Origin of the sequence: Streptomyces sp. NPDC018000 (genome assembly GCF_044328025.1) — a bacterium.
Classification (GTDB): domain Bacteria; phylum Actinomycetota; class Actinomycetes; order Streptomycetales; family Streptomycetaceae; genus Streptomyces.
This window is the reverse complement of sequence record NZ_JBIRGM010000002.1, coordinates 273,454-296,868: the sequence shown is the minus strand read 5'-3', so window position 1 is coordinate 296,868 and position 23,415 is coordinate 273,454. Positions and strand designations below refer to the sequence as shown.

Sequence of the window (23,415 nt, the reverse complement as noted above, 5' to 3'; positions counted from 1 at the left end):
AGGGAGTCCGCTACATGATCGGAAGGGTCTCGGAGGGCGGGGCGAAACCAGGACGACCGGGCCGGTCAGGGCACGTACCCTTTTCTGTTGTGTCGAACGCCAATGAAGACAGCTCCCGTGCCCTGACCCAGGTGCAGCACCTCGCAGTCAGTGAACTGCTGCGGGTGTCCCCGGTCGCCGACGACCTCGCCCGCCGTTTCCAGGATGCCGGATTCAGTCTCGCCCTGGTCGGCGGCTCGGTCCGGGACGCGCTCCTCGGCAGGCTCGGGAACGATCTGGACTTCACGACTGACGCCCGCCCCGAGGCCGTACTGAAGATCGTCCGGCCGTGGGCCGACTCGGTATGGGGGGTCGGGATCGCCTTCGGCACCGTGGGCGCCCAGAAGGACGGTTACCAGATCGAAGTCACCACATACAGGTCGGAGGCGTACGACAGGACCTCGCGCAAGCCCGAGGTGTCCTACGGCGATTCCATCGAGGAAGACCTCGTCCGTCGTGACTTCACGGTCAACGCGATGGCCGTCGCGCTTCCGCAGAAGGATTTCATCGATCCTCACGGCGGTCTTGAGGACCTGGCCGAGCGTGTACTGCGCACTCCCGGCACACCCGAGGAGTCGTTCTCCGACGATCCGCTGCGCATGCTGCGTGCTGCCCGCTTCGCCGCGCAGTTGGACTTCGATGTCGCCCCCGATGTGGTCACGGCGATGACGGAAATGGCCGGGCGCATCGAGATTGTCTCCGCCGAGCGGGTCAGGGAGGAGCTCAACAAGCTGCTGCTTTCCGCCAACCCCCGGAAGGGCCTGGCGCTGCTCGTCGATACGGGGTTGGCGCAGCAGGTGCTGCCCGAGCTCCCCGCTCTGCGCCTGGAAAGTGACGAGCATCACCGTCACAAAGATGTCTACGAGCACTCGCTGACTGTCCTGGAGCAGGCGATCGGCCTGGAGGAGGACGGCCCTGATCTGGTTTTGCGCCTTGCTGCTCTCCTCCATGACATTGGCAAGCCGAGGACGCGGCGCTTCGAGAAGGACGGGCGCGTCTCGTTCCATCACCATGAGGTGGTGGGCGCCAAGATGGTCAAGAAGCGGATGACCGCGCTCAAGTACTCCAATGACATGGTCAAGGACACCGCGAAGCTCGTGGAGCTTCATCTGCGCTTTCATGGCTACGGCGACGGCGAATGGACCGACTCCGCGGTGCGCCGCTACGTGCGTGATGCTGGACCCCTGCTGGGGCGGCTGCACAAGTTGACCCGCTCGGACTGCACTACGCGGAACAAGCGCAAGGCCGCTGCCCTCTCGCGGACCTACGACGGGCTTGAGGAGCGCATTGCGCAGCTGCAGGAGCAGGAGGAGCTGGATGCCATCCGGCCCGACCTCGACGGCAACGAGATCATGAAGATCCTGGGGGTCGGTCCTGGGCCGATGATCGGCAAGGCTTACGCGTTCCTGCTGGAGCTGCGGCTGGAGCACGGGCCTATGGGGCATGACGTGGCGGTCGAGAAGCTCAAGAAGTGGTGGACCGCGCAGGGCTGAGGCTGCTGGAGGCTCGACCAAGGGGTGAGGAAAGGTCGCGGTCATGTTTCACGTGAAACATGACCGCGAGCTGATATACCGCGAGCTGATATGACGAGGGGCGCTGTTTCACGTGAAACAGCGCCCCTCGCCATATCGCGCAGGCTAGAGCCCCCTACCGGTGCGACTCCACCGGAACAGCAGTACAGCGATGACTGCATAGAGCACGGCTGCCCCGATCACCACCACGAACGACTGCCCGTCAGGCGGCAGCATCAGGGCCGAGACTGCGGCAGCGCCCACGAATGCCACGTTGAAGAGCACGTCGTAGAGGGAGAAGGCCCGGCCACGGAAGCCGTCGTCAACCGAAGTCTGCACCACCGTATCCGTTGCGATCTTCGCCCCCTGGGTGATGAGTCCGAGGATGAACGCCGCGACGAGTATCGGCACGGGGATGAACCACAGCCCCAGTGCGGGTTCGAGGACGGCAGCCGCCGCCGCGCATACCGCCATCCAGCGGAACCGGCCGAGCTGCCCCACCGCCCAAGGCGTCACCACTGCCGCCGCGAAGAACCCCGCACCGGAGACCGCAACAGCCAGCCCGAGGAGCGCCAGGCCTTCGGATTCGCTGCCGGACCAGGCGTACCGGCACAACATCAGCACCATCACGGTCAGCGCCCCGTAGCAGAAGCGAATCACGGTCATGGCGGCCAGCGCCCGGGTTGCTTGCTTCCGCTCGGCCAAATGGCGCAGTCCGTCGGCGAGACCCCGTGCGGTGATGACCAGAGCCTCCCTCAGTCGGATGAGGTGCCCATCCTGGTCCGGTCCGAGGAGCCCGGTGGCAAGACTCAGGGATGCCAGCGCCGAAGCGAGGTAGAGGGCCGCGCCCAGCAGCACCACCGCCGCATCGGAGTCGACCAGTACCAGCCGCACGATGAAGGCGAGGCCGCCGCCGGCCGTTGCGGCGAGCGTGCCCGCGGTCGGCGAGAGCGAGTTCGCCAGCACCAGTCGGTCGCTGTCTACGACACGCGGCAGCGCGGCCGAGAGTCCGGCCAACACAAAGCGGTTGACTGCGGTGACGCACAGCGCCGAGGTGTAGAAAAGCCAATCGGATGCGGAGCCGAGGATAAGAAGTGCGGTGCAGCAGGCGAGTGCGGCGCGCAGTAGGTTGCCGTACAGAAAGACCTGACGGCGTGGCCACCGGTCCAGCAGGACGCCGGCAAAGGGGCCGACGAGCGAGTACGGCAACAGCAGCACGGCCATTGTGGAGGCGATGGCCCCCGCCGACGCCTGTCTTTCCGGGGAGAAGACGACGTGGGCCGCCAGCGCCACCTGGTAGACGCCGTCAGCCGACTGGGAGAGGAGTCGTACGGCGAGTAGACGACGGAAGTTCCGAAGGCGCAGAAGTACACGCAGATCACCTACGACAGGCATGTGATCAAGGGTCACATACGTTGAGGGTCCCCGGGCGGATTACCCGGGGACCCTCAACAGTTCGGAACGGAAGCAGCGTTGCCGCTCATTACCGCGCCGCGCCGACGCAGCGCGTCCGGTCGAGTCAGTTGGCGACCTCGCCCCTGATGAACTTCTCGACGTTCTCGCGGGCCTCGTCGTCGAAGTACTGGACCGGCGGGGACTTCATGAAGTACGAGGACGCGGAGAGGATCGGGCCACCGATCCCGCGGTCCTTGGCGATCTTCGCGGCGCGAAGGGCGTCGATGATGACACCTGCGGAGTTCGGGGAGTCCCAGACCTCGAGCTTGTACTCCAGGTTCAGCGGAACGTCACCGAAGGCGCGGCCCTCGAGGCGCACGTACGCCCACTTGCGGTCGTCCAGCCAGGCCACGTAGTCCGACGGGCCGATGTGGACGTTGTCCGCGCCGAGCTCGCGGTCACGGATCTGGGAGGTGACTGCCTGCGTCTTGGAGATCTTCTTGGACTCCAGGCGCTCGCGCTCGAGCATGTTCTTGAAGTCCATGTTGCCGCCGACGTTCAGCTGCATCGTGCGGTCCAGGATGACGCCCCGGTCCTCGAAGAGCTTCGCCATCACGCGGTGCGTGATGGTGGCGCCGACCTGCGACTTGATGTCGTCGCCGACGATCGGGACACCGGCCTCGGTGAACTTGTCCGCCCACTCCTTGGTACCGGCGATGAAGACGGGGAGAGCGTTGACGAACGCTACCTTGGCGTCGATGGCGCACTGCGCATAGAACTTCGCAGCGACTTCGGATCCGACCGGCAGGTAGCAGACGAGGACGTCGACCTTACGGTCCTTGAGGACCTGGACGATGTCGACCGGGGCCTCGGCCGACTCCTCGATAGTCTGGCGGTAGTACTTGCCCAGGCCGTCGTGGGTGTGGCCGCGCTGGACGGTGACGCCGGTGTTCGGCACGTCGCAGAGCTTGATGGTGTTGTTCTCGCTGGCACCGATGGCGTCAGCGAGGTCGAGGCCGACCTTCTTCGCGTCGACGTCGAAGGCGGCGACGAACTCGACGTCCCGCACGTGGTAGTCGCCGAACTGCACGTGCATCAGACCGGGTACCTTGCCGGCCGGATCGGCATCCTTGTAGTACTCGACGCCCTGGACCAGCGAGGCGGCGCAGTTGCCCACGCCGACGATGGCTACGCGAACCGAACCCATTCCGGTTGCTCCCTGTGTGTAATGGATGTTCCCGATGAAGCCCCGCGGATCTGCGGGGACCTCACTTTGAGGTGTCGTCGGACGGATCCGGCGGGGTGTTACCCCGGTGCCGGGGCAGGCCGTCCGTCTCTCCTGCTGTGTTCTGCTGCGCTTCGCTCCCGGGCGAGGATCGTCGCTGATCCCTTCCCGACCGCTCGCTCTCGATGAGCTCGTTCAGCCAGCGCACTTCGCGCTCCACGGACTCCATGCCGTGTCGCTGCAGCTCAAGTGTGTAGTCGTCGAGGCGCTCGCGGGTGCGGGCCAGAGAGGCCCGCATCTTCTCCAGGCGTTCTTCCAGTCGGCTGCGCCGGCCTTCCAGCACCCGCATCCGTACCTCGTGCTCCGTCTGCCCGAAGAAGGCGAAACGGGCTGCGAAGTGCTCGTCCTCCCAGGAGTCGGGGCCGGTGTGCGAGAGCAGCTCCTCGAAGTGCCCCTTACCTTCTGCCGTCAGCCGGTAGACGATCTTGGCGCGGCGCCCGGCCAGTGAGGAGGCGGGGGCTACCGCACGGCCGGTAGCAGGTGGAAGGTCGGCCGGGGAGTTTCCCGGCTCCTCGATCAACCAGCCGTTGGCGACCAGCGTCTTGAGGCAGGGGTAGAGGGTGCCGTAGCTGAAGGCGCGGAAGATCCCCAACGAGGTGTTGAGGCGTTTGCGCAGCTCGTACCCGTGCATCGGGGACTCGCGGAGCAGACCGAGAACGGCGAATTCGAGGATGCCTGAGCGTCTGCTCAACTTCGCCTCCTCCTTTTCCGAGTGCTCCTGCGGAGCCCTGTGCCGAGCTGATGTACCGAGCTGATGTATCGACTCGATACATCACGACGATAGATCGGACGTCGCGCTGCGACAAGAGCGGTCATCGTGAGCGGCGTCACATCGTGAATTCGTAGGCACCGACTTGCGTCGTTTGGGGTGAAGTTCGGCCCCAGGAGGGTTTTGACCGTGCGTAGTCTGTGCGGCATGCAGACCACCGGGAACCGTGAGGCGCCTGTGCGCGTCAGTCTTCGCGGACTAGCCGGATGCGCTGCGGATGATCCTGTCGCAGGGCTGGTCCGTAATTCGGGGGGACCGGATCTCAACTGCCGCTTCCAGGCGATCTCGCCTGCCCGAGGAGTAGTCGTTCCATGAGCGAGCACCGTCGCAAAACGCCGCAACCGCAAGGTGGTGGGCGTGCAGCGGCCAGACGAGCCGCCCAGCAGTCCTCAGGACGCCGCGCCGCTCCATCACGCGGAGTAACTTCTGAGTCACCTTCCGATTCGCATGGCGGGGACAGCCCGTACGGCGGACGAGCCGAGGCCAGGCGAGCCGCCCAGCGCGGCGGCGGGAGCCGTGGGGGTGGCGGTGGTGGGCGTCGTCGCGGTGGTGGTGGCGACGGCGGACACGAGGGCCCGGGCCGGGGGCATGGCCGCGGGAGTCAGCGTCCTGCCAAGAATCGCTTCATCGACTACCCACGCGCCGGGAAGTACGGCGTGTGGCGCTGGGTGCCGTCGTGGAAGCTGGTCTCCAGCCTCTGTATCGGCTTCTTCGGCCTGCTGATGGGCGTTGCCGGTATCGCGTACGGGATGGTCGACACGCCCGAGGTGAAAAACACTGCGAAAGCGCAGAACAACGTTTATTTGTGGGACGACGGCACGCAGATGGTCGCCACGGGCGGTGAAGTCAACCGTCAGATCATCGGCTACGAGCAGATCCCCGAAGCCATGCGGAACGCCGTCATCTCGGCGGAGAACAAGTCCTTCGAACACGACATGGGCATCGACCCCATGGGCATGGCCCGTGCTCTGTTCAACATGGCGATCGGCGGCGAGACCCAGGGTGGCTCGACGATCACCCAGCAGTACGTGAAGAACTCGTTTCTTTCTCAGGAGCAGACCCTGAGCCGGAAGGTCCGGGAACTCTTCATCACGCTCAAGGTCACCAATGAGAGGGACAAGAAGGACATCATTCGTGACTACCTGAACATCTCTTCCTACGGGCGAGGTGCCTTCGGGATCCAGGCGGCGGCCCGTACGTACTACAACAAGGACGCCGAGGACCTGAACCCGAGCGAGTGTGCGTTCCTGGCCACGCTGCTCAAGGGCGCTACCTACTACGACCCGGCGGGCGTCCCCGAGGAGGATCCGGAGGAGGCCACCAAGGAGAAGAACACCAAACGGGCCAAGGAGCGGTGGGAGTGGATCCTCACCGAAGAGGTGAAGGACAATCGCCTCTCGCAGGCGGAGCGCGACAAGTACACCGAGTTTCCGATGCCCGTTCCGCCGAGGAAGAGCGCCCAGCTGGGCGGTCAGACCGGCTACCTGGTCGACCTCGCCAAGGCGTACGCCCTGAACAACGTCGAGGGTATGACAGCGGAGAAGCTGTCCCAGGGCGGCTACAAGATCCACACCACGTTCAACAAGGAGAAGGTCGAGGAGCTCGAAGCCGCGGTCCAGAAGGTCTACGACAAGAAGATCGATCCGGACAAGCGTCCTGAGACGGATACTCACGTCCAGTTCGGCGGCGGGTCGGTGGATCCCGAGACCGGTGCCATCGTGGCGATCTACGGCGGTCAGGACGCGACCAAGCACTACACCAACAACGCCAACCCCACAGGTGCGCAGGTCGGTTCGACCTTCAAGCCGTTCGTGCTGGCGGCGGCGATGGAGTACGGCAAGCGCGACCCCTCGCTCGGGCCGGACCAGGGTCTGTCGGAGCGTGAGAAGGTCTCGCCGCTGAGCATCTACAACGCCGACGACAAGCTGAAGATCAAGGAATACAACGGCCAGATCTGGACCGACGAGAACGGCAAGCAGTGGCTGCAGGCCAACGACGGTGGCGAGTCGAGGGGCAACATCACCCTTCGTGAGTCGATGCAGTGGTCCGCCAACTCCCCGTACGTACAGCTCGGCATGGATGTCGGCACCGACAAGGTGAAGGACATCGCCATCGCCGCGGGGCTCAAGGACGACGAGAGCATGGCGGATTCGCATGTGCCGTCGTTCTCCATCGGTACGTCCTCGCCCAGTGCGATCCGTATGGCCGGTGCGTACGCGACCTTCGCCGCCAGCGGACAGCAGCGCGAGCCCTACTCGGTCACCGAGGTGAAGTTCGAGGGCGAAACCATCTACCGGCACAAGCAGGCCCCCAAGCGCGCCTTCGGCTCCGATATCGCCGACAACGTCACCGACGTCCTGAAGAACGTCGTCGACAAGGGAACCGGTACTCCGGCGCAGCTCCCCGGCCGCGACGTGGCGGGCAAGACGGGTACGACGGACGACAACAAGTCGGCCTGGTTCGTCGGCTACACCCCGCAGCTGTCCACGGCCATCAGCATGTACCGCCTGGACGACGACGAGAAGAACACGAACCGCAAGTTCGAGAAGATGTACGGCACGGGTGGTGAGAAGACGATCCACGGTGCCTCGTTCCCGGCCCAGATCTGGCACGACTACATGGCGGAGGCGATGCGGGGGGAGAAGGTCATGACCTTCCCGAAGCCGGTGCCGATCGGTGACACGGTCTACGGCGGCGGCGCGCGGAGCCCTGAGCCGACGCCCACCGCGGAGGACTCGCCGTCGCCGTCCCCGTCGACGACCGAGTCGCCCTTGATGAGCCCGTCCCCCACGCCCGACCCCACTGACACCTGTAGCGCATGGGACAGGAACTGTCAGGACAGCAACGGCGGGAACGGTAACGGTAACGGTGCGAACGGCGGAGGCGGGGGCGACCCCAGTACCAGCCCGTCGACATCCGCCTCGCCGGGCGGTGGCAACGGCAATGGGAATGGGAATGGGAATGGGAACGGGAACGGCAATGGGAACGGCGGATTCTTCGGTGGCCCGGCCGGCTAACGCCCGTCCGGCCGGATAGACCGGCGATCCGGCCGACCGGGCCTGGCCATGAGGGCCGCCGCACCACACGGTGCGGCGGCCCTCGTCGCTTCCGCGGTCCCGTACGGCAGGATGAGCGCCATGCCAAGCGCAGAAGACACGAGTGTGGACCAGGAAGGGCCCGTCGTACGGCCCACGCACCAGGACGAGATCGCCGAGGCAGGCAGCGAGCTGATCGGCGGCCGGTCGGGGCGCTGGACAAGGCTCGGCAGATCGGCAGTCACGCCTGTGGGCGTCATCGCGCTGGTGGCCCTCGGGATGTTTGCGCTGGGCATGGTGCAGAAGCTGCCTTGCTACAACTGGGCGTGGTTCAGAGGCACCAGTTCGCAGTACACGCACGCCTGCTACTCGGACATTCCGCATCTCTATGTCGGACGTGGTTTCTCAGAGGGTCTCGTGCCGTACTTCGACCGGCTGCCCGGCGACATGGAGTACCTGGAGTACCCCGTCCTGACGGGCCTGTTCATGCAGATCGCGTCCTGGCTGACACCGGGCGGATCCATTCAGCACCGTGAGCAGATGTACTGGATGGTCAACGCCGGCATGCTGATGATCTGCGCCGTGATCATCGCGGTCTGTGTCGCCCGTACCCACCGGCGGCGCCCGTGGGACGGGCTGCTGGTCGCCCTCGCGCCCGCCTTCGCGCTCACCGCGACGATCAACTGGGACCTGCTGGCCGTCGCGCTGACGGCTGCGGCGATGCTCATGTGGTCCCGGGGGCGGGTGCTGGCGTTCGGCATCCTCATCGGGCTTGCGACGGCCGCCAAGCTCTATCCCGTGTTCCTGCTGGGGCCGGTCTTCGTGCTGTGCTGGCGGGCAGGCAAATGGCGGGAGTTCGCCATGGCGATGCTCGGCGCGGCGGCGTCCTGGCTGGTGGTGAATCTGCCGGTGATGGTCTTCGCGCCGGAGGGGTGGAAGAAGTTCTACACATTCAGTGAGGAACGGGGCATCGACTTCGGCTCCTTCTGGCTGGTCATCACACAACGCACCGGAGAGACGTTCGACGTCGCGACCGTCAACACCGTCTCGACCCTGGTGACTGTCCTGTTGTGCGCAGCCATCGGTGCGCTGACGCTGATGGCACCGCGCAGGCCGCGCTTCGCGCAACTGGCCTTTCTCGTCGTCGCCGCCTTCATCCTCGCCAACAAGGTCTATTCGCCGCAGTACGTGCTGTGGCTGATCCCCCTGGCCGCCCTGGCGAGGCCGCGCTGGCGCGACTTCCTGATCTGGCAGACGTGCGAGGTCATGTACTTCCTGGGCATCTGGATGTACCTCGCGTACACGACAAGCGGGGACAAGCACCAGGGGCTGCCCACGGAGGGGTATCAGCTGGCGATCATCCTGCATCTGCTGGGCACGCTGTACCTCTGTGCCGTTGTCGTACGGGACATCCTCATGCCGGAGCGGGACGTCGTACGAAGTGACGGGTCGGACGATCCGTCCGGCGGGGTGCTCGACGGGGCCGACGACGTATTCGTGCTGGGGCGGGCGGTGCATCCACCACGGCATGCTGTGCCCGCCGTCGAAGGGCCGCGGGTGGAATGGGGCGCGGCGCACGGATCGGCCGCCGACTGAGACGGGTCTCTCCAGGGGGCCGGGGCCCTCTGGAGAGTGTCTCGGCGCTTTCCTACCGGTCGACGAGGCGGTCGAACTGGGTGGTCGTGTGGCGCAGATGGGCCACCAGCTCGTCGCCGACCTTCGGCTCCTGCGCGTCCGAGGGGACGAACAGGATCGACACCTGCATGTGCGGCGGTTCGGCGAACCAGCGCTGCTTGCCGGCCCAGACGAACGGCGACAGGTTGCGGTTGACGGTGGCCAGGCCGGCGCGGGCCACACCCTTGGCACGCGGCATCACACCGTGCAGGGCCTTCGGGGCCTCCAGGCCCACACCGTGCGACGTACCGCCGGCGACGACCACCAGCCAGCCGTCCGAGGCGGCCTTCTGCTGGCGGTAGCCGAAACGGTCACCCTTGGCGACACGCGTGACGTCAAGAACGGCGCCCCGGTACTCCGTCGCCTCATGGTCGCCGAGCCACAGCCGGGTACCGATGCGGGCGCGGAAACGGGTCTGCGGGAACTGCTGCTGGAGCCGGCCCAGCTCCTCGGCGCGCAGATGGCTGACGAACATGGTGTGCAGCGGCAGCCGGGCCGCGCGCAGCCGGTCCATCCAGCCGATGACTTCCTCGACTGCGTCCGAGCCGTCCGTGCGGTCCAGCGGCAGGTGCAGGGCGAAGCCTTCGAGGCGTACGTCCTCGATGGCGGCGTGCAGCTGCCCGAGCTCCTCCTCCTTGACGCCGTGGCGCTTCATCGAGCTCATGCACTCGATGACGACGCGTGCGCCCACCAGGGCGTGCACGCCGTCCACGGAGGAGACGGACCGGATGACACGGTCGGGCAGCGGCACCGGCTCCTCGCCCCGACGGAACGGGGTGAGGACCAGCAGATCGCCGCTGAACCAGTCCTTGATACGGGCCGCCTCATAGGTGGTGCCGACGGCGAGCATGTCGGAGCCGAAGCGGATGGCCTCGTCGGCCAGCCGCTCGTGACCGAAGCCGTATCCGTTGCCCTTGCAGACCGGGACGAGGCCGGGGAACTGGTCGAGGACGGATTTCTGGTGCGCCCGCCAGCGCGCGGTGTCGACGTAGAGGGAGAGCGCCATGGCCGGTCCGGAACCCTTCTGGTGGCTGCGGTGTATCGGAGGTGTGCGGAGCTTGTTGAACTGCCGTTCGCAGAACCCGTTGAAGGGTCTGTCGGAGTGTCTGTCGGCTCGAAGTCCCCATGGAAACGAATGGAGCCGGTTTCGTCAGCGGGACGACGCGTATCAGCGGCGCGACATGTACATGTCGAGCGCCTTGTGCAGCAGCTTGTTGAGCGGGAAGTCCCACTCGCCGATGTACTCGACGGCTTCGCCGCCGGTGCCGACCTTGAATTGAATCAGACCGAAAAGGTGGTCCGTCTCGTCGAGCGAGTCGCTGATACCGCGCAGGTCGTAGACGGTTGCGCCCATCGCGTACGAGTCGCGCAGCATGCGCCACTGCATCGCGTTCGAGGGCCGGACCTCGCGCCCGATGTTGTCGGACGCGCCGTACGAGTACCAGACGTGACCACCGACGACGAGCATCGTCGCCGCGGACAGGTTCACGCCGTTGTGCCGTGCGAAATAGAGCCGCATACGGTTGGGGTCCTCGGTATTGAGCACCGTCCACATGCGCTGGAAATAAGAGAGCGGGCGCGGCCGGAAGCGGTCGCGGACCGCGGTGATCTCGTACAGCCGCTGCCATTCGGCGAGGTCCTCGTAACCGCCCTGGACAACCTCGACGCCGGCCTTCTCGGCCTTCTTGATGTTGCGTCGCCACAGCTGGTTGAAGCCCTTGAGGACGTCTTCGAGCGACCGGTTGGCCAACGGGACCTGGAAGACATAGCGCGGCTGTACGTCACCGAATCCGGCGCCGCCGTCCTCGCCCTGCTGCCAGCCCATCTTCCGCAGCCGGTCCGAGACTTCGAAGGCGCGTGGTTCGATGTGGGTGGCCTCGACATCGCGCAGGCGCTTCACATCGGGGTCCTGGATACCGGACTTGATGGCGGCCGCGTCCCAGCGGCGGATGACGACCGGCGGGCCCATCTTCACGGAGAAGGCACCCTGCTGCTTGAGATGCGCAAGCATCGGCTGCAGCCAGTCGTCCAGGTTGGGGGCGTGCCAGTTGATGACCGGGCCCTCGGGAAGGTATGCGAGGTACCGCTTGATCTTGGGCAGCTGGCGGTACAGCACCAGGCCGGCACCGACCAACTCGCCGCTCTTGTCGAACCATCCCAGGTTCTCCGAGCGCCACTCGGTCTTCACATCAGCCCATGCCGGGACCTGGCAGTGGCTCGCCGCAGGCAGATTCTGGATGTACGCCAGATGCTGCTCTCGGCTGATGGTCCTCAGGGTCAGGCTCATGCGGGGCGCTCCTCGGCAGGTGTGTCCCCATCGGTCAGGGGCTCCGGCTCTCGCGCCGAAGCCTACTGCGACCGGGGAGCGCGCCGTCTGGCCCTATGGGACCTTGCCGGTCCGTCCCGTCCGGACCCGGACAGCCCTCGTCCTTGTACGGGGAGCAGCGCCACGCCCTGTGCGGGGTTCTCGCACTGGGCCCCTGTGTCCGGCTGTGTCTGGTTGCGTCTGTCTCGAATCAACCCACCAAGCCGCCGAAGAGGCCGCCGTGGGCCATGCCCAGGAAGAAGCCGATGGCGGATGCGCCCAAGCCGATGATCAGCAGGAACCTCTCGCGCGTTGTCACCGAGACGTACTGTCCGTACGCGGCCGTGAGGATCCCGATGAGTCCGGCCCACGAACTGATCAGATGCAGGCTGTGGAACATCGCCGTCACGAAGGCGAGGGCGCCGAGGACCAGAGTCACCGCCACCAGGGTTTGCTGGAGCGGATGGGTCTTGCCGTCCGTGGCGAGAAGAGAGACGGGAGGGCGGGGTCGAATTGCCTGTGCCATCGAGTACCTCCTGGCCGAAAGGCGGCGCATCGTGGCGCCGCTCACACCCGATGTGTACAGATTGCGTCTCTTGAGCACCGGATTTCAACCGGAAGCCGGTGTGCGGGTAGTCTGTAACGTCTGCACCGGTGTCTGCCCAGGCCAGCACGTCAGCCGCTCGCGACAGAGCGTGTTGTCAGTGGCGGCTGTTTTACTCGGAGACACTGTTGCTTACGCATCACGACCCTCCTGCCACGGAACGACCGTGGCCGCTGAGTCCAAAGGAGGTGGGTTCCACATGCGTCACTACGAGGTGATGGTCATCCTCGACCCCGATCTCGAGGAGCGCGCTGTCTCCCCGCTGATCGAGAACTTCCTCTCCGTCGTCCGTGAGGGCAACGGAAAGGTTGAGAAGGTCGACACCTGGGGCCGTCGTCGTCTCGCTTACGAGATCAAGAAGAAGCCCGAGGGCATCTACTCGGTCATCGACCTGCAGGCCGAGCCTGCGGTCGTCAAGGAGCTCGACCGCCAGATGAACCTGAACGAGTCGGTCCTCCGGACCAAGGTCCTCCGTCCCGAGATCCACTGAGCATCTAGCTCAGTGGTCATCGGGTTCGAGTAGCAGCAAGCAGCCAGAAGCAATCCCCGCCGAGAGGTTCACCCATGGCAGGCGAGACCGTCATCACGGTCGTCGGCAATCTCGTCGACGACCCCGAGCTGCGCTTCACCCCGTCCGGTGCGGCGGTCGCGAAGTTCCGTGTCGCGTCCACTCCTCGCATCTTCGACCGGCAGACCAATGAGTGGAAGGACGGCGAAGGCCTGTTCCTCACCTGCTCGGTCTGGCGGCAGGCGGCGGAGAACGTCGCCGAGTCGCTCCAGCGAGGCATGCGCGTTGTCGTGCAGGGCCGGCTGAAGCAGCGGTCGTACGAAGACCGTGAGGGCGTCAAGCGCACGGTCTACGAGCTGGACGTCGAGGAAGTCGGCCCCAGCCTCAAGAACGCCACGGCCAAGGTCACCAAGACCACCGGTCGCGGTGGTCAGGGTGGATACGGCGGTGGTCAGCAAGGCGGCGGCAACTGGGGCGGCGGTCCCGGTGGCGGTGGCCAGCAGGGCGGCGGCGGCGCTCCCGCCGACGACCCGTGGGCCACGAGCGCGCCCGCCGGTGGCCAGCAGGGCGGCGGAGGCGGTTGGGGCGGAAGCTCCGGCGGCTCCGGCGGCGGCTACTCGGACGAGCCTCCCTTCTAGGGCAGCTCGTACTCCCACTTCTTGATCACACAGGAGAAACACCATGGCGAAGCCGCCTGTGCGCAAGCCTAAGAAGAAGGTCTGCGCGTTCTGCAAGGACAAGACCCAGTACGTGGACTACAAGGACACGAACATGCTGCGGAAGTTCATTTCCGACCGCGGCAAGATCCGTGCCCGCCGCGTGACCGGCAACTGCACGCAGCACCAGCGTGACGTCGCCACGGCAGTCAAGAACAGCCGTGAGATGGCGCTGCTGCCCTACACGTCCACCGCGCGATAAGGGAAGGGTGACCGAATCATGAAGATCATCCTCACCCACGAGGTCTCCGGCCTCGGTGCTGCGGGCGACGTCGTCGACGTCAAGGACGGGTACGCCCGTAACTACCTGGTTCCGCGTGGCTTTGCCATCCGCTGGACCAAGGGTGGCGAGAAGGACGTGGCGCAGATCCGCCGCGCCCGTAAGATCCACGAGATCGCCACGATCGAGCAGGCCAACGAGGTCAAGACCAAGCTCGAGGCCGTGAAGGTCCGCCTGGCCGTTCGCTCCGGCGACGCCGGCCGTCTCTTCGGCTCCGTGACCCCGGCGGACATCGCCTCGGCGATCAAGGCTGCCGGTGGCCCCGACGTCGACAAGCGTCGCGTCGAGCTCGGCTCGCCGATCAAGACGCTCGGCGGACACCAGGTGTCCGTGCGTCTGCACCCCGAGGTCGCCGCGAAGCTCGGCATCGAGGTCGTTGCTGCCTAAGGGCACAGCTCACCAGAGCAGGTGAAGGGCCGTACCCCACGGGGTGCGGCCCTTTGCCGTTTCACGTGAAACGGGGCGCCGGTCGGTGGTTCAGCGGGTGGCTCCGGTGACGATCCACTTGCCCGATCGTGTGCGCAGCCAGAGCGTCACCATGCGAATGGTCATCATCAAGGCCATCGCCCACCACAGCGCGGTCAGGCCGCCGCCGAACGTCGGCACCAGCAGAGCGACCGGGGCGAAGACGGCCAGAGTGACGAGCATGGCCCAGGCCAGATACCGCCCGTCTCCAGCACCCATCAGCACTCCGTCCAGGACGAAGACCACGCCGGCGATCGGCTGGGACAGCGCCACCACCAGCAGCGCCGGGAACAGAGTGTCCTGAACGGACTGGTCGCCGGTGAACAGCGGCACGAACAGTGGCCGGGCAAGGACGATCAGTGCCGCGAACGCCACCCCGGATGCGATGCCCCACTGGACCATGCGAAGGCATGCCTCGCGTGCGCCCTTGGCGTCATAGGCTCCCAGGTAGCGGCCGATGATGGCCTGCCCTGCAATGGCGATGGCGTCGAGGGCGAATGCCATCAGGTTCCAGAGGGAGAGGATGATCTGGTGCGCCGCGATCTCGGTGTCGCCGAGGCGGGCTGCGACGGCTGTGGCGATCATCAGTACAGCACGGAGCGAGAGCGTACGGACCAGCAGCGGAACGCCTGCCTGGGCACTGGCCTTGATACCTGCGGTGTTGGGCCGCAGCGAGGCGCCATGCCGACGCGCCCCCCGTACCACCACGATGAGATAGACGGCGGCCATGGCGATCTGTGCGATCACGGTGCCCCAGGCCGATCCGGCGATACCGAGCCCGGCGCCGTAGACGAGTCCTGCATTGAGGGTTCCGTTGGCCGCGAAGCCTCCGATGGCGACATAGAGCGGGGTTCGGGTGTCCTGCAGGCCACGAAGTACACCGGTCGCGGCCATCACGACGAGCATGGCCGGGATGCCGAGGCTGGAGATCCTCAGATACGTGATGGCGTACGGGGCTGCGGTGTCGGAGGCACCGAAGACATGCACGAGCCAGGGTGCTGTGGGGAGCGCGATGGCGATAACGAAGATGCCGAGCAGTAGGGCCAGCCAGATGCCGTCCATACCCTGCCGGATTGCGGAGGCCAGATCGCCCGCTCCGACCCGCCGCGCCACTGCCGCGGTGGTGGCGTACGCGAGAAAGACGAAGACGCTGACGGCGGTGGTCAGCAGGGCGGCGGCGACGGCCAGGCCGGCCAGTTGCGGTGTGCCGAGATGGCCGACGATGGCGCTGTCGACCATCACGAAGAGCGGCTCGGCGACGAGCGCGCCGAAGGCGGGGACGGCGAGCGAGATGATCTCGCGGTCGTGCCGTCGACGACTGGGCGGCAGGGGTGCCGGGTCTTGGATCACAGGGGCCAATCTAATCTTCCACAGGTAATAGATGCAATGCCTTAGGGGTCCTTACATTTGCTACGGCTCGGCATTCTTCCTTGCGCTGTTTGTCGTGATCTTGTGCTGACTCGGAAAGTTTTTCTCTCCCACAGCCCGTGGATGGAGAAAGTCCAGGTCAGGGCCTTGGTGGTGCGGGCGCTATGAGTTTGTCCACAGCGCTGTCCCCCGCTCCGTGCACAGGTTCTGCGGAGTTCTCCACAGCATCTGCTCCGTCGTCCACATGCCCTGTGGATAACCAGATTGGCTGACGGTGCTGAGCGGCCTACCGTGGTCCGGCGCCCGCACCCCGTTTCGGCCCTGGAACCCCGCAGAACTCGACGTGCCGGAACCGGAGTCGGGCGTCTTGTTTGTCGGTGCTGTGCCGTAAGAAAGAGTGGCACGGCGAGGTCCGCGGAGCGGACGGGAGGAGGCGGCCCGGTGAGTATTCCCGAGCCTTTGGACGACCCTTGGGCCGACACCGGTCCCAGTGACCGTCTGCCCGTTTCCCGCCAGCGCCGCGGCGAAGGCCGAGGCCGCGGCGAGCAGCACGAACGCGGCAGGGAGAGTGGCGGATGGGAGGGCGGTTCTCCCGGTTTCGAGCGGGTGCCGCCCCAAGACCTCGATGCCGAGCAGTCGGTCCTCGGCGGCATGCTCCTGTCCAAGGACGCCATCGCCGACGTCGTGGAGATCATCAAGGGAAACGACTTCTACCGTCCCGCCCACGAGACCGTCTACCAGGCGATCCTCGACCTCTATGCCAAGGGCGAGCCGGCCGACCCGATCACGGTGGCGGCCGAACTTGTCAAGCGCGGCGAGATCACCAAGGTGGGCGGAGCTCCGTATCTGCACACCCTCGTCCAGTCCGTGCCGACCGCGGCCAATGCTTCGTACTACGCGGAGATCGTCCACGAGCGGGCGGTCCTCAGGCGGCTCGTGGAAGCCGGGACGAAGATCACGCAGATGGGATACGCGGCCGACGGCGATGTCGACGACATCGTGAACTCCGCGCAGGCCGAGATCTACGCCGTCACCGAGCAGCGCACCAGCGAGGACTACCTGCCGCTCGGCGACATCATGGAAGGCGCTCTCGACGAGATCGAGGCGATCGGTTCGCGTAGCGGTGAGATGACCGGGGTGCCGACCGGCTTCACCGACCTGGACGCCCTGACGAACGGCCTGCACCCTGGCCAGATGGTCGTCATCGCGGCTCGTCCGGCCATGGGTAAGTCCACTCTGGCGCTGGACTTCGCACGGGCCTGTTCGATCAAGAGCAACCTGCCCAGCGTGATCTTCTCCCTCGAAATGGGGCGCAACGAGATCGCGATGCGACTGCTCTCGGCCGAGGCGCGGGTGGCGCTGCACCACATGCGTTCCGGCACCATGACCGACGAGGACTGGACGCGGCTGGCCCGCCGGATGCCGGATGTCTCCGCCGCACCCCTCTACATCGACGACTCCCCGAACCTCTCCATGATGGAGATCCGGGCGAAGTGCCGTCGCCTCAAGCAGCGCAACGACCTCAAGCTCGTGGTCATCGACTATCTGCAGCTGATGCAGTCCGGCGGCTCGAAGCGTGCCGAGAGCCGCCAGCAGGAGGTCTCGGACATGTCCCGAAACCTCAAGCTGCTCGCGAAGGAGCTGCAACTCCCCGTCATCGCGCTCTCCCAGCTGAACCGTGGCCCCGAACAGCGCACGGACAAGAAGCCGATGGTCTCCGACCTACGTGAATCCGGATCCATTGAGCAGGACGCCGACATGGTGATCCTGCTGCATCGCGAGGACGCTTACGAGAAGGAGTCCCCCCGCGCCGGCGAGGCCGACCTGATCGTCGCCAAGCACCGTAACGGCCCGACGGCGACGATCACCGTGGCCTTCCAGGGCCACTACTCGCGCTTCGTGGACATGGCGCAGACCTGAGCGGGTGATCGGGTCTCACGCACCGTGTCGTGATCTCACAGCCGATGCCGTGCTGGTCAGGACTTATAGCCGGACGTGCTGAGCGGGGGTCCGGTGACGATGGTGGGGCGTGGTCCAGGTGCTGTGAAATGAGTTCGCCACAGCCTGGCTTCTACGGGTAGTTGTTGAGGATGACCTCTCCATCTGAACAGTTGCTTCCTGGTACGCAGCGCGCTCTGCTGCACCGCATCGCCACCGCACAGTCGGAAGGACGGGCGCCCTCGCTCGCCGCCGCCGTACAGAGGCAGGGGCAGATCGTCTGGAGCGGCTCCCGCAGCTGCGTGGACGGTCATGCTCCCGATGCCGACGTCCAGTTCAGGATCGGCTCCATCACCAAAACCTTCACAGCAGTGCTGGTACTTCGGCTGCGCGACGAGGGACTTCTGGATCTGGACGACCCGCTGGAGAAGCATCTGCCCGGCACAGGCATCGGTGGAGTCACTGTCCATCAACTCCTGGGCCACAGCGCGGGACTGGCCGCTGAGTCACCCGCACCTTGGTGGGAGAGGACTCCGGGAGCCCTGCGGCCCGAGCTTGCCGATGTACTCGGCGAGCAGACGCAGATGCATAATCCGGGCCGCCGTCACCACTACTCGAACCCTGGCTACACACTGCTGGGCGCGCTCGTCGAGAAGGTGCGGGGGGCGAACTGGGCGAAGGTACTTCAACGCGAGATCCTGGAACCGCTGGGCATGCACCGCACGAGCCCCCAGCCACAGGCGCCGCACGCAGGCGGCTGGGCCGTGCATCCCTGGGCGGATGTCATGCTGCCCGAGCCGGCCGAGGACCTCGGACTGATGGCCCCGGCCGGCCAGCTATGGTCCACCACCGGTGACCTCCTCCGCTTTGCGGCCTTTCTCGCCCAGGGAGACGGCCGGGTGCTCTGTGCCGCCTCCGTGAAGCAGATGCGTGAACCGGCCGCGCCGGCCGAGTCCGGTGACTGGGAGTCCAATTACGGTCTGGGTCTTCAGCTCGCACGGAGAGATGGCCGCACGCTCTTCGGGCACACAGGCTCGCTGCCCGGCTTCCTGGCCTCCCTGTGGTTCAGCATCGAGGACGATGTGGCGTCCGTCGTTCTCACCAACACCACGTCGGGGCTGATGGTCGGTGGTGTTGCCGCAGACCTCGTGAAGATCGTCGCCGAGGCAGAGCCTCGCATTCCGGAGCCCTGGCGCCCGCTGCCTGAGGCGGACGTGGACGCGGAGCTTCTCACGTTGACCGGTCCCTGGTACTGGGGCACAAACGCGAACATCCTGCGACTGGCTTCGGACGGTGGGCTGGACCTTCAGCCCATGCGGGGCAATGGCCGCGGCGCCCGTTTCGCCCCACAGCCCGACGGCACCTGGATCGGTCTCAATGGCTATTACGCGGGGGAGACGCTGCGTATCGCCCGGAACGGCGACGGCAGCGTGAACCATCTCGACCTGGGTTCGTTCGTCTTCACGCGGGAGCCGTACGACCCTACGGCGGCCGTTCCCGGCGGTGTGGACGAGGGTGGGTGGCGGGGCCTCGGGGCCTGAGCACCACGTTTCACGTGAAACGGGCAGGGGGCGGTCGGCTCAGGCCGTCAATTCCCGTTCCAATGAAGTACGGAAGCGTGGATAGATCCGTGCTTGGCCCACTCATTGAGACAGCCGGGATGCTTCCGCCTCGACCGTGGAGGTGGCATCCCGGCCCAGGATTCCAGGGCCGGTTCCGGCTCCAGGTCCTCCGGCAGGAGCCATCCCACAGCCAGGGCGGCGGAGAGTTTGCTGCCGGTGACGGGACCGCGGGCTGCCGGAGCGGCAAGGGTCTTCCGTTCGGTGCCTTGCCTCGGACATACAAGCGCACGCAGAAGGGAAGACGGTGGCGGCGTCCGTGGCATGCAGAGCGACGACCGCATTGGCAACGGACACCGGAAACATGGTCCGTACGGAGGGGGCCAGGAGACGTCGCCGCCCGAGCCTGATCCTGCCCTGTTCGTCACTGATGCGGTGCACAGACAAGCCCTCGGACCCCGGACTGCGATCAGAGCGCGAGCTTGAAGCCCACGTGGCTGGCGGTGAAACCGAGCCGCTCGTAGAAGCGATGAGCATCGGTCCGGGTCGCATCGGACGTCAACTGGACCAACTGGCAGTCCTGGCGCCGGGATTCGTCCACGGCCCATTCGATCAGCTGGGTGCCGAGGCCGCTCCCGCGCTCGTCGGAGTGGACACGGACGCCTTCGATGACCGAGCGGGTTGAGCCGCGTCGGGAGAGTCCGGGGATCACCGTCAGTTGCAGGGTTCCGATGACGCGGCCTTCACGCACGGCGACGACCAGGCGCTGGTTCGGGTCGTCGGCCAGCCGCCGGAATGCGGCGCGGTACGGGGCGGGGTCGTCCGGCGACTCCCGCTGTGCACCCAGCGGATCGTTGGCGAGCATGGCCACGATCGCGGGGATGTCCGCGAGGGCCGCGGGGCGTATTTCCAGATCGCTCATGATCGGCAGAGTACGCAGATCACGCAGACAGCGCAGGGAGTTGCCCAGACTACTCGGGGAACCCTTAGCGGCTGCGCGGCGGCTCACGCGACCTGTACGGGGGCCTTCAGCTCTTCGACCGCCCTGACGAGAGGGGACAGCTCGGGATTCTTGGCGGCTTCGTCCAGTGCGGCACGCAGCGCGGTGTCATTGGTCGGCCGGGCCTCGGCAAGCAGGGCGAGGCCGGCCTCGGTGACATCGGTGTAGATGCCCCGGCGATCGGTGTCGCAGAGATACCGGGTCAGCAGTCCGCGGTCCTCGAGGCGGGTGACCAGGCGGGTTGTGGCGCTCTGGCTGAGCATGACGGCGTCCGCTACCTGCCTCATCTGGAGATGGCCGCCGGGGCCGTAGTGCTGCCTGCTCAGGACGTCGAGCAGGGAGTACTCCCGCACGCTGAGACCGTGCCCGGTCTGCAGAGCCCGCTCGATACGGGCCTCGATCTTGCCGTGGAGCAAGGAGAGGGCGCACCAGCCTTGGGAGAGGGCGGTCAGTGCGGGGTCTGTAGCTGTCATGGGTTCTCTCCTCCGTCTCGGAGCTGCTTGCATCCAGGGTAGGCGACGTCCGCAATAGCCCGCGCTTTTAATTAATCGGCGCGTGCAATTATTGTCTACACCCGTAACATGCAGACGCAATCATCAGGGAAGGTGAAACGCATGCCGCTCGCGCTCCTCGCTCTCGCCATCGGGGCATTCGGCATCGGAACCACCGAGTTCGTGATCATGGGGTTGCTTCCCGAGGTTGCTGCGGACTTCCAGGTCTCGATCCCGACTGCAGGATTCCTTGTCACGGGATACGCCCTCGGTGTCGTACTCGGTGCGCCGCTGATGACGGTCCTCGGCACCCGTGTCACCCGTAAGCGCATGCTCATGCTGCTGATGGGACTGTTTGTCGTGGGCAACCTCGTCTCAGCAGTCGCCCCGGTCTTCGGTGTGATGGTCGCAGGCCGCGTGATCGCCTCGCTTGCTCACGGCGCCTTCTTCGGCATCGGATCGGTCGTGGCGGCCGATCTGGTCGCTCCGCAGAAGAAAGCCGGCGCGATCGCCACGATGTTCACGGGCCTCACTGTCGCCAATGTCGTTGGCGTACCACTGGGCACCTACATCGGACAGAGCGTCGGCTGGCGGACCACATTCTTCGTCGTCGCCGCGCTCGGTGTCATCGGCCTTCTCGGTGTGGCCAGGCTTGTCCCCGAACAGCCCCGGCCCGAGGACATACGGATCCGCCATGAGCTGGCAGCGTTCCGCAATGCGCAGGTCCTGCTCGCCATGGCGATGACTGTGCTGGGCTTCGGCGGAGTCTTTGCCGCGATCACCTACATCACCCCGATGATGACTGAGATCGCCGGTTACTCCGCTTCCTCCGTCACCTGGCTCCTGGTCCTCTTCGGACTGGGCATGGTGAGCGGCAATCTGCTCGGAGGCAAGTTCGCCGACCGCCATCTGATGCCGATGCTGTATGTGTCGCTGGGCGCCCTCGCCGTGGTCCTGTCCCTGTTCACCCTGACCGCCCACAACAAGATCGCAGCGGCCGTCACCATCGTGCTGATCGGGGGCCTGGGCTTCGCCACAGTGCCACCGCTGCAGAAGCGGGTGCTCGACCAGGCAGCCGGGGCTCCGACCCTCGCCTCCGCTGTCAACATCGGTGCCTTCAACCTTGGTAACGCGTTGTCGGCATGGCTCGGTGGCCTCGCTATCGCAGCCGGCCTCGGCTACACCGCACCCAGCTGGGTCGGCGCCGCTCTGGCTGCCTCCGCCCTGGTGCTCGCGGTCGTCTCCAGCGCTCTGGAACGTCGCAGCACGGCTTCCCGGGGCAGACTCGTCGACCATCACAGCGCTGAACCAGTCGCAACCTCCGCGCCCCAGCGCTGACGGCTTTCGCCTGATGCTCCTATCGCCCACGGTCGGTGTCGGTTCAAAGGCCGCGCGAGTCAGCCCGTCGCTACGGTCAGCGGAGCGTAGCGACGGGTCCAGTCGCCCGGCAGGTCCGAGGTTCCGTAAGCCATCACCGTGGTTTCGGAGCCGGCTTGCAGGCCGCACTTCTTGAACCAGTCGAGCATCTCCGTATGGCGCGCGTCGATGTCCGCGCGCAACGGTAGATCCGTCGCCCCTGCGAGCGAGGAGACGAGTGCCTGAGCGGTGGCGGTGTCGCGCGCGATCAGCGGGCCGACCACATGTGTATGAGCGCTTGGCCAGGTCGCTGCGTAACCGACGAGCTTTCCGTCGTCCTCCGCGACCCGGAGGTGGTCGGCATACCCGGGCAGCCGGGCCAGGACATGCGTCCGGTCTGAGCCGAAGACGGCCGTGTCCAGCCGGACCATGGCTTGCAGGTCCTCCGCCGTGGCCGGGCGGGCGGTCACAGCGGACGCTCTGTCGTCGGTCGGCCGGAAAAACCCGTTGACCCGCTCGACGCGGCCCACGACCGCAAAGCCGAGCTGTTCGTAGAGCGGTTGTCCCGCGGGTGTCGCATACAGGCTGAGGGGGGTGCCTGCGGCCTCGTCGATCACATGGCGCATCAGGTGGCGGGCGACTCCCTGTCGCGCATATCGCTCGGCGACGAGCAGCATGCCGATGGCAGCCAGTTGTGGGCCGTAGGAGGTCACCACACAAGCGGCCATCAGGCCTTTACCCTCAGGATCGTCCATGCCATAGCCGGTTCCTGCGGTGAGGAGCAGACCCCATCTGTGCTCATCGCGTGGCCATCTGCGGTCCTCGCAGAGATCGGCGCAGGCGATCAGATCACCCAGGGTGAGACGCCGAACAGGCAATTCGGCGAGCGGACGGGGCAGTGGGGTGCGCATGCGGGCCAGGCTGTCGGACGAGGTGATCGCTCGTCCACTCCTTTACCCGCTCCGACCAGGATACGCAGCCGTCGGCCGCGCCGGTGAGGACGGCCGCGATTCCCGGCGTCAGTAGTCTGATGACCAGTCCTAGCCGGCTCACGGATATCGCGACATGCGTGACGAGAAGGCTGCGGCAAGCGGATCGTTTGAGTGGTTTCACGTGA

At 66.1% G+C, this 23,415-nt stretch carries 21 protein-coding genes; 10 read left to right on the top strand and 11 right to left on the bottom strand.

Features of this window, described 5'->3' with window-relative positions; translation table 11 throughout:
* Positions 1–89 precede the first annotated feature (89 nt).
* The gene (locus ACH4EW_RS05895; RefSeq protein WP_398251950.1) at positions 90–1,532 is read left to right on the top strand and encodes a CCA tRNA nucleotidyltransferase; all 1,443 of its coding nucleotides are present in this window, start codon (positions 90–92) and stop codon (positions 1,530–1,532) included.
* Positions 1,533–1,676: 144 nt separating this feature from the next.
* Here ACH4EW_RS05895 and ACH4EW_RS05890 read toward each other — a convergent pair whose 3' ends face one another.
* The 4 genes from ACH4EW_RS05890 to ACH4EW_RS05875 form a co-directional block, all read right to left on the bottom strand.
* Complete coding sequence (locus ACH4EW_RS05890; RefSeq protein WP_398251948.1) at positions 1,677–2,945, bottom strand: MFS transporter; 1,269 nt, start codon at positions 2,943–2,945, stop codon at positions 1,677–1,679.
* 124 nt (positions 2,946–3,069) lie between these two features.
* Complete coding sequence (locus ACH4EW_RS05885) at positions 3,070–4,152, bottom strand: inositol-3-phosphate synthase (RefSeq protein WP_398251945.1); 1,083 nt, start codon at positions 4,150–4,152, stop codon at positions 3,070–3,072.
* Positions 4,153–4,213: 61 nt separating this feature from the next.
* On the bottom strand, positions 4,214–4,921 hold the full coding sequence (locus tag ACH4EW_RS05880) for a helix-turn-helix transcriptional regulator (protein WP_398251942.1): 708 nt from the start codon (positions 4,919–4,921) through the stop codon (positions 4,214–4,216).
* Between the two features lie 509 nt (positions 4,922–5,430).
* Positions 5,431–5,589 (bottom strand): hypothetical protein, encoded by a 159-nt coding sequence (locus ACH4EW_RS05875; protein ID WP_398251940.1) that lies wholly within the window; start codon positions 5,587–5,589, stop codon positions 5,431–5,433.
* Between the two features lie 132 nt (positions 5,590–5,721).
* On the opposite strand from ACH4EW_RS05875, the gene ACH4EW_RS05870 reads away from it, so the two are divergent.
* Entirely contained in the window at positions 5,722–8,016 is a 2,295-nt protein-coding gene (locus tag ACH4EW_RS05870) for a transglycosylase domain-containing protein (RefSeq protein ID WP_398253286.1), read from the top strand.
* Between the two features lie 120 nt (positions 8,017–8,136).
* Positions 8,137–9,630 carry a glycosyltransferase family 87 protein gene (locus ACH4EW_RS05865; RefSeq protein ID WP_398251937.1) on the top strand — a complete coding sequence of 498 codons (1,494 nt, stop codon included), beginning with the start codon at positions 8,137–8,139 and terminating at the stop codon, positions 9,628–9,630.
* Positions 9,631–9,682: 52 nt separating this feature from the next.
* On the opposite strand, the gene ACH4EW_RS05860 is transcribed toward ACH4EW_RS05865, so the two are convergent.
* The 3 genes from ACH4EW_RS05860 to ACH4EW_RS05850 all read right to left on the bottom strand — a co-directional run bounded on the left by ACH4EW_RS05860 (position 9,683) and on the right by ACH4EW_RS05850 (position 12,539).
* Entirely contained in the window at positions 9,683–10,714 is a 1,032-nt protein-coding gene (locus ACH4EW_RS05860; protein ID WP_124719891.1) for an alanine racemase, read from the bottom strand.
* 162 nt (positions 10,715–10,876) lie between these two features.
* Positions 10,877–11,995: a lipid II:glycine glycyltransferase FemX gene (locus ACH4EW_RS05855; protein ID WP_398251934.1), complete on the bottom strand. Its 1,119-nt coding sequence runs from the start codon at positions 11,993–11,995 to the stop codon at positions 10,877–10,879.
* 229 nt (positions 11,996–12,224) lie between these two features.
* Positions 12,225–12,539: a hypothetical protein gene (locus tag ACH4EW_RS05850; protein WP_398251931.1), complete on the bottom strand. Its 315-nt coding sequence runs from the start codon at positions 12,537–12,539 to the stop codon at positions 12,225–12,227.
* Between the two features lie 277 nt (positions 12,540–12,816).
* Here ACH4EW_RS05850 and rpsF point away from each other — a divergent pair, with 277 nt between their 5' ends.
* From rpsF to rplI, 4 genes are all read left to right on the top strand, one after another.
* On the top strand, positions 12,817–13,107 hold the full coding sequence (gene rpsF / locus ACH4EW_RS05845) for a 30S ribosomal protein S6 (RefSeq protein ID WP_015609864.1): 291 nt from the start codon (positions 12,817–12,819) through the stop codon (positions 13,105–13,107).
* 74 nt (positions 13,108–13,181) lie between these two features.
* Positions 13,182–13,763, top strand: coding sequence for a single-stranded DNA-binding protein (locus ACH4EW_RS05840; RefSeq protein WP_398251928.1), 582 nt, complete (start codon positions 13,182–13,184; stop codon positions 13,761–13,763).
* A 43-nt stretch (positions 13,764–13,806) separates the two neighbouring features.
* Complete coding sequence (rpsR, locus tag ACH4EW_RS05835; RefSeq protein WP_003967857.1) at positions 13,807–14,043, top strand: 30S ribosomal protein S18; 237 nt, start codon at positions 13,807–13,809, stop codon at positions 14,041–14,043.
* 18 nt (positions 14,044–14,061) lie between these two features.
* Positions 14,062–14,508 (top strand): 50S ribosomal protein L9, encoded by a 447-nt coding sequence (gene rplI, locus ACH4EW_RS05830; RefSeq protein ID WP_398251924.1) that lies wholly within the window; start codon positions 14,062–14,064, stop codon positions 14,506–14,508.
* 90 nt (positions 14,509–14,598) lie between these two features.
* Here the strand turns inward: rplI and ACH4EW_RS05825 are convergent, their stop codons facing one another.
* Positions 14,599–15,936 (bottom strand): MATE family efflux transporter, encoded by a 1,338-nt coding sequence (locus tag ACH4EW_RS05825; RefSeq protein ID WP_398251921.1) that lies wholly within the window; start codon positions 15,934–15,936, stop codon positions 14,599–14,601.
* A 459-nt stretch (positions 15,937–16,395) separates the two neighbouring features.
* Between ACH4EW_RS05825 and dnaB the strand changes: the two genes are divergently transcribed.
* Entirely contained in the window at positions 16,396–17,874 is a 1,479-nt protein-coding gene (dnaB, locus tag ACH4EW_RS05820; RefSeq protein WP_398251918.1) for a replicative DNA helicase, read from the top strand.
* Positions 17,875–18,044: 170 nt separating this feature from the next.
* Positions 18,045–19,433 carry a serine hydrolase domain-containing protein gene (locus ACH4EW_RS05815; RefSeq protein ID WP_398251916.1) on the top strand — a complete coding sequence of 463 codons (1,389 nt, stop codon included), beginning with the start codon at positions 18,045–18,047 and terminating at the stop codon, positions 19,431–19,433.
* Between the two features lie 487 nt (positions 19,434–19,920).
* On the opposite strand, the gene ACH4EW_RS05810 is transcribed toward ACH4EW_RS05815, so the two are convergent.
* Entirely contained in the window at positions 19,921–20,373 is a 453-nt protein-coding gene (locus ACH4EW_RS05810) for a GNAT family N-acetyltransferase (protein ID WP_398251913.1), read from the bottom strand.
* An 83-nt stretch (positions 20,374–20,456) separates the two neighbouring features.
* Entirely contained in the window at positions 20,457–20,924 is a 468-nt protein-coding gene (locus ACH4EW_RS05805) for a MarR family winged helix-turn-helix transcriptional regulator (protein ID WP_398251910.1), read from the bottom strand.
* 141 nt (positions 20,925–21,065) lie between these two features.
* Between ACH4EW_RS05805 and ACH4EW_RS05800 the strand changes: the two genes are divergently transcribed.
* Entirely contained in the window at positions 21,066–22,280 is a 1,215-nt protein-coding gene (locus ACH4EW_RS05800) for an MFS transporter (protein ID WP_398251907.1), read from the top strand.
* A 59-nt stretch (positions 22,281–22,339) separates the two neighbouring features.
* On the opposite strand, the gene ACH4EW_RS05795 is transcribed toward ACH4EW_RS05800, so the two are convergent.
* On the bottom strand, positions 22,340–23,209 hold the full coding sequence (locus ACH4EW_RS05795) for a GNAT family N-acetyltransferase (RefSeq protein ID WP_398251904.1): 870 nt from the start codon (positions 23,207–23,209) through the stop codon (positions 22,340–22,342).
* Positions 23,210–23,415 lie beyond the last annotated feature (206 nt).

Coding starts and splice junctions, on each gene's coding strand:
- ACH4EW_RS05885 (WP_398251945.1), bottom strand. CDS start 4,152: ATGGGTTCGGTTCGCGTAGCCATCGTCGGCGTGGGCAACTGCGCCGCC.
- ACH4EW_RS05890 (WP_398251948.1), bottom strand. CDS start 2,945: ATGCCTGTCGTAGGTGATCTGCGTGTACTTCTGCGCCTTCGGAACTTC.
- rpsR (WP_003967857.1), top strand. CDS start 13,807: ATGGCGAAGCCGCCTGTGCGCAAGCCTAAGAAGAAGGTCTGCGCGTTC.
- rplI (WP_398251924.1), top strand. CDS start 14,062: ATGAAGATCATCCTCACCCACGAGGTCTCCGGCCTCGGTGCTGCGGGC.
- ACH4EW_RS05810 (WP_398251913.1), bottom strand. CDS start 20,373: ATGAGCGATCTGGAAATACGCCCCGCGGCCCTCGCGGACATCCCCGCG.
- rpsF (WP_015609864.1), top strand. CDS start 12,817: ATGCGTCACTACGAGGTGATGGTCATCCTCGACCCCGATCTCGAGGAG.
- ACH4EW_RS05870 (WP_398253286.1), top strand. CDS start 5,722: ATGGGCGTTGCCGGTATCGCGTACGGGATGGTCGACACGCCCGAGGTG.
- ACH4EW_RS05850 (WP_398251931.1), bottom strand. CDS start 12,539: ATGGCACAGGCAATTCGACCCCGCCCTCCCGTCTCTCTTCTCGCCACG.
- ACH4EW_RS05815 (WP_398251916.1), top strand. CDS start 18,045: ATGACCTCTCCATCTGAACAGTTGCTTCCTGGTACGCAGCGCGCTCTG.
- ACH4EW_RS05855 (WP_398251934.1), bottom strand. CDS start 11,995: ATGAGCCTGACCCTGAGGACCATCAGCCGAGAGCAGCATCTGGCGTAC.
- ACH4EW_RS05875 (WP_398251940.1), bottom strand. CDS start 5,589: ATGCCCCCGGCCCGGGCCCTCGTGTCCGCCGTCGCCACCACCACCGCG.
- ACH4EW_RS05805 (WP_398251910.1), bottom strand. CDS start 20,924: ATGACAGCTACAGACCCCGCACTGACCGCCCTCTCCCAAGGCTGGTGC.
- ACH4EW_RS05860 (WP_124719891.1), bottom strand. CDS start 10,714: ATGGCGCTCTCCCTCTACGTCGACACCGCGCGCTGGCGGGCGCACCAG.
- ACH4EW_RS05840 (WP_398251928.1), top strand. CDS start 13,182: ATGGCAGGCGAGACCGTCATCACGGTCGTCGGCAATCTCGTCGACGAC.
- ACH4EW_RS05865 (WP_398251937.1), top strand. CDS start 8,137: ATGCCAAGCGCAGAAGACACGAGTGTGGACCAGGAAGGGCCCGTCGTA.
- ACH4EW_RS05795 (WP_398251904.1), bottom strand. CDS start 23,209: ATGCGCACCCCACTGCCCCGTCCGCTCGCCGAATTGCCTGTTCGGCGT.
- ACH4EW_RS05800 (WP_398251907.1), top strand. CDS start 21,066: ATGCCGCTCGCGCTCCTCGCTCTCGCCATCGGGGCATTCGGCATCGGA.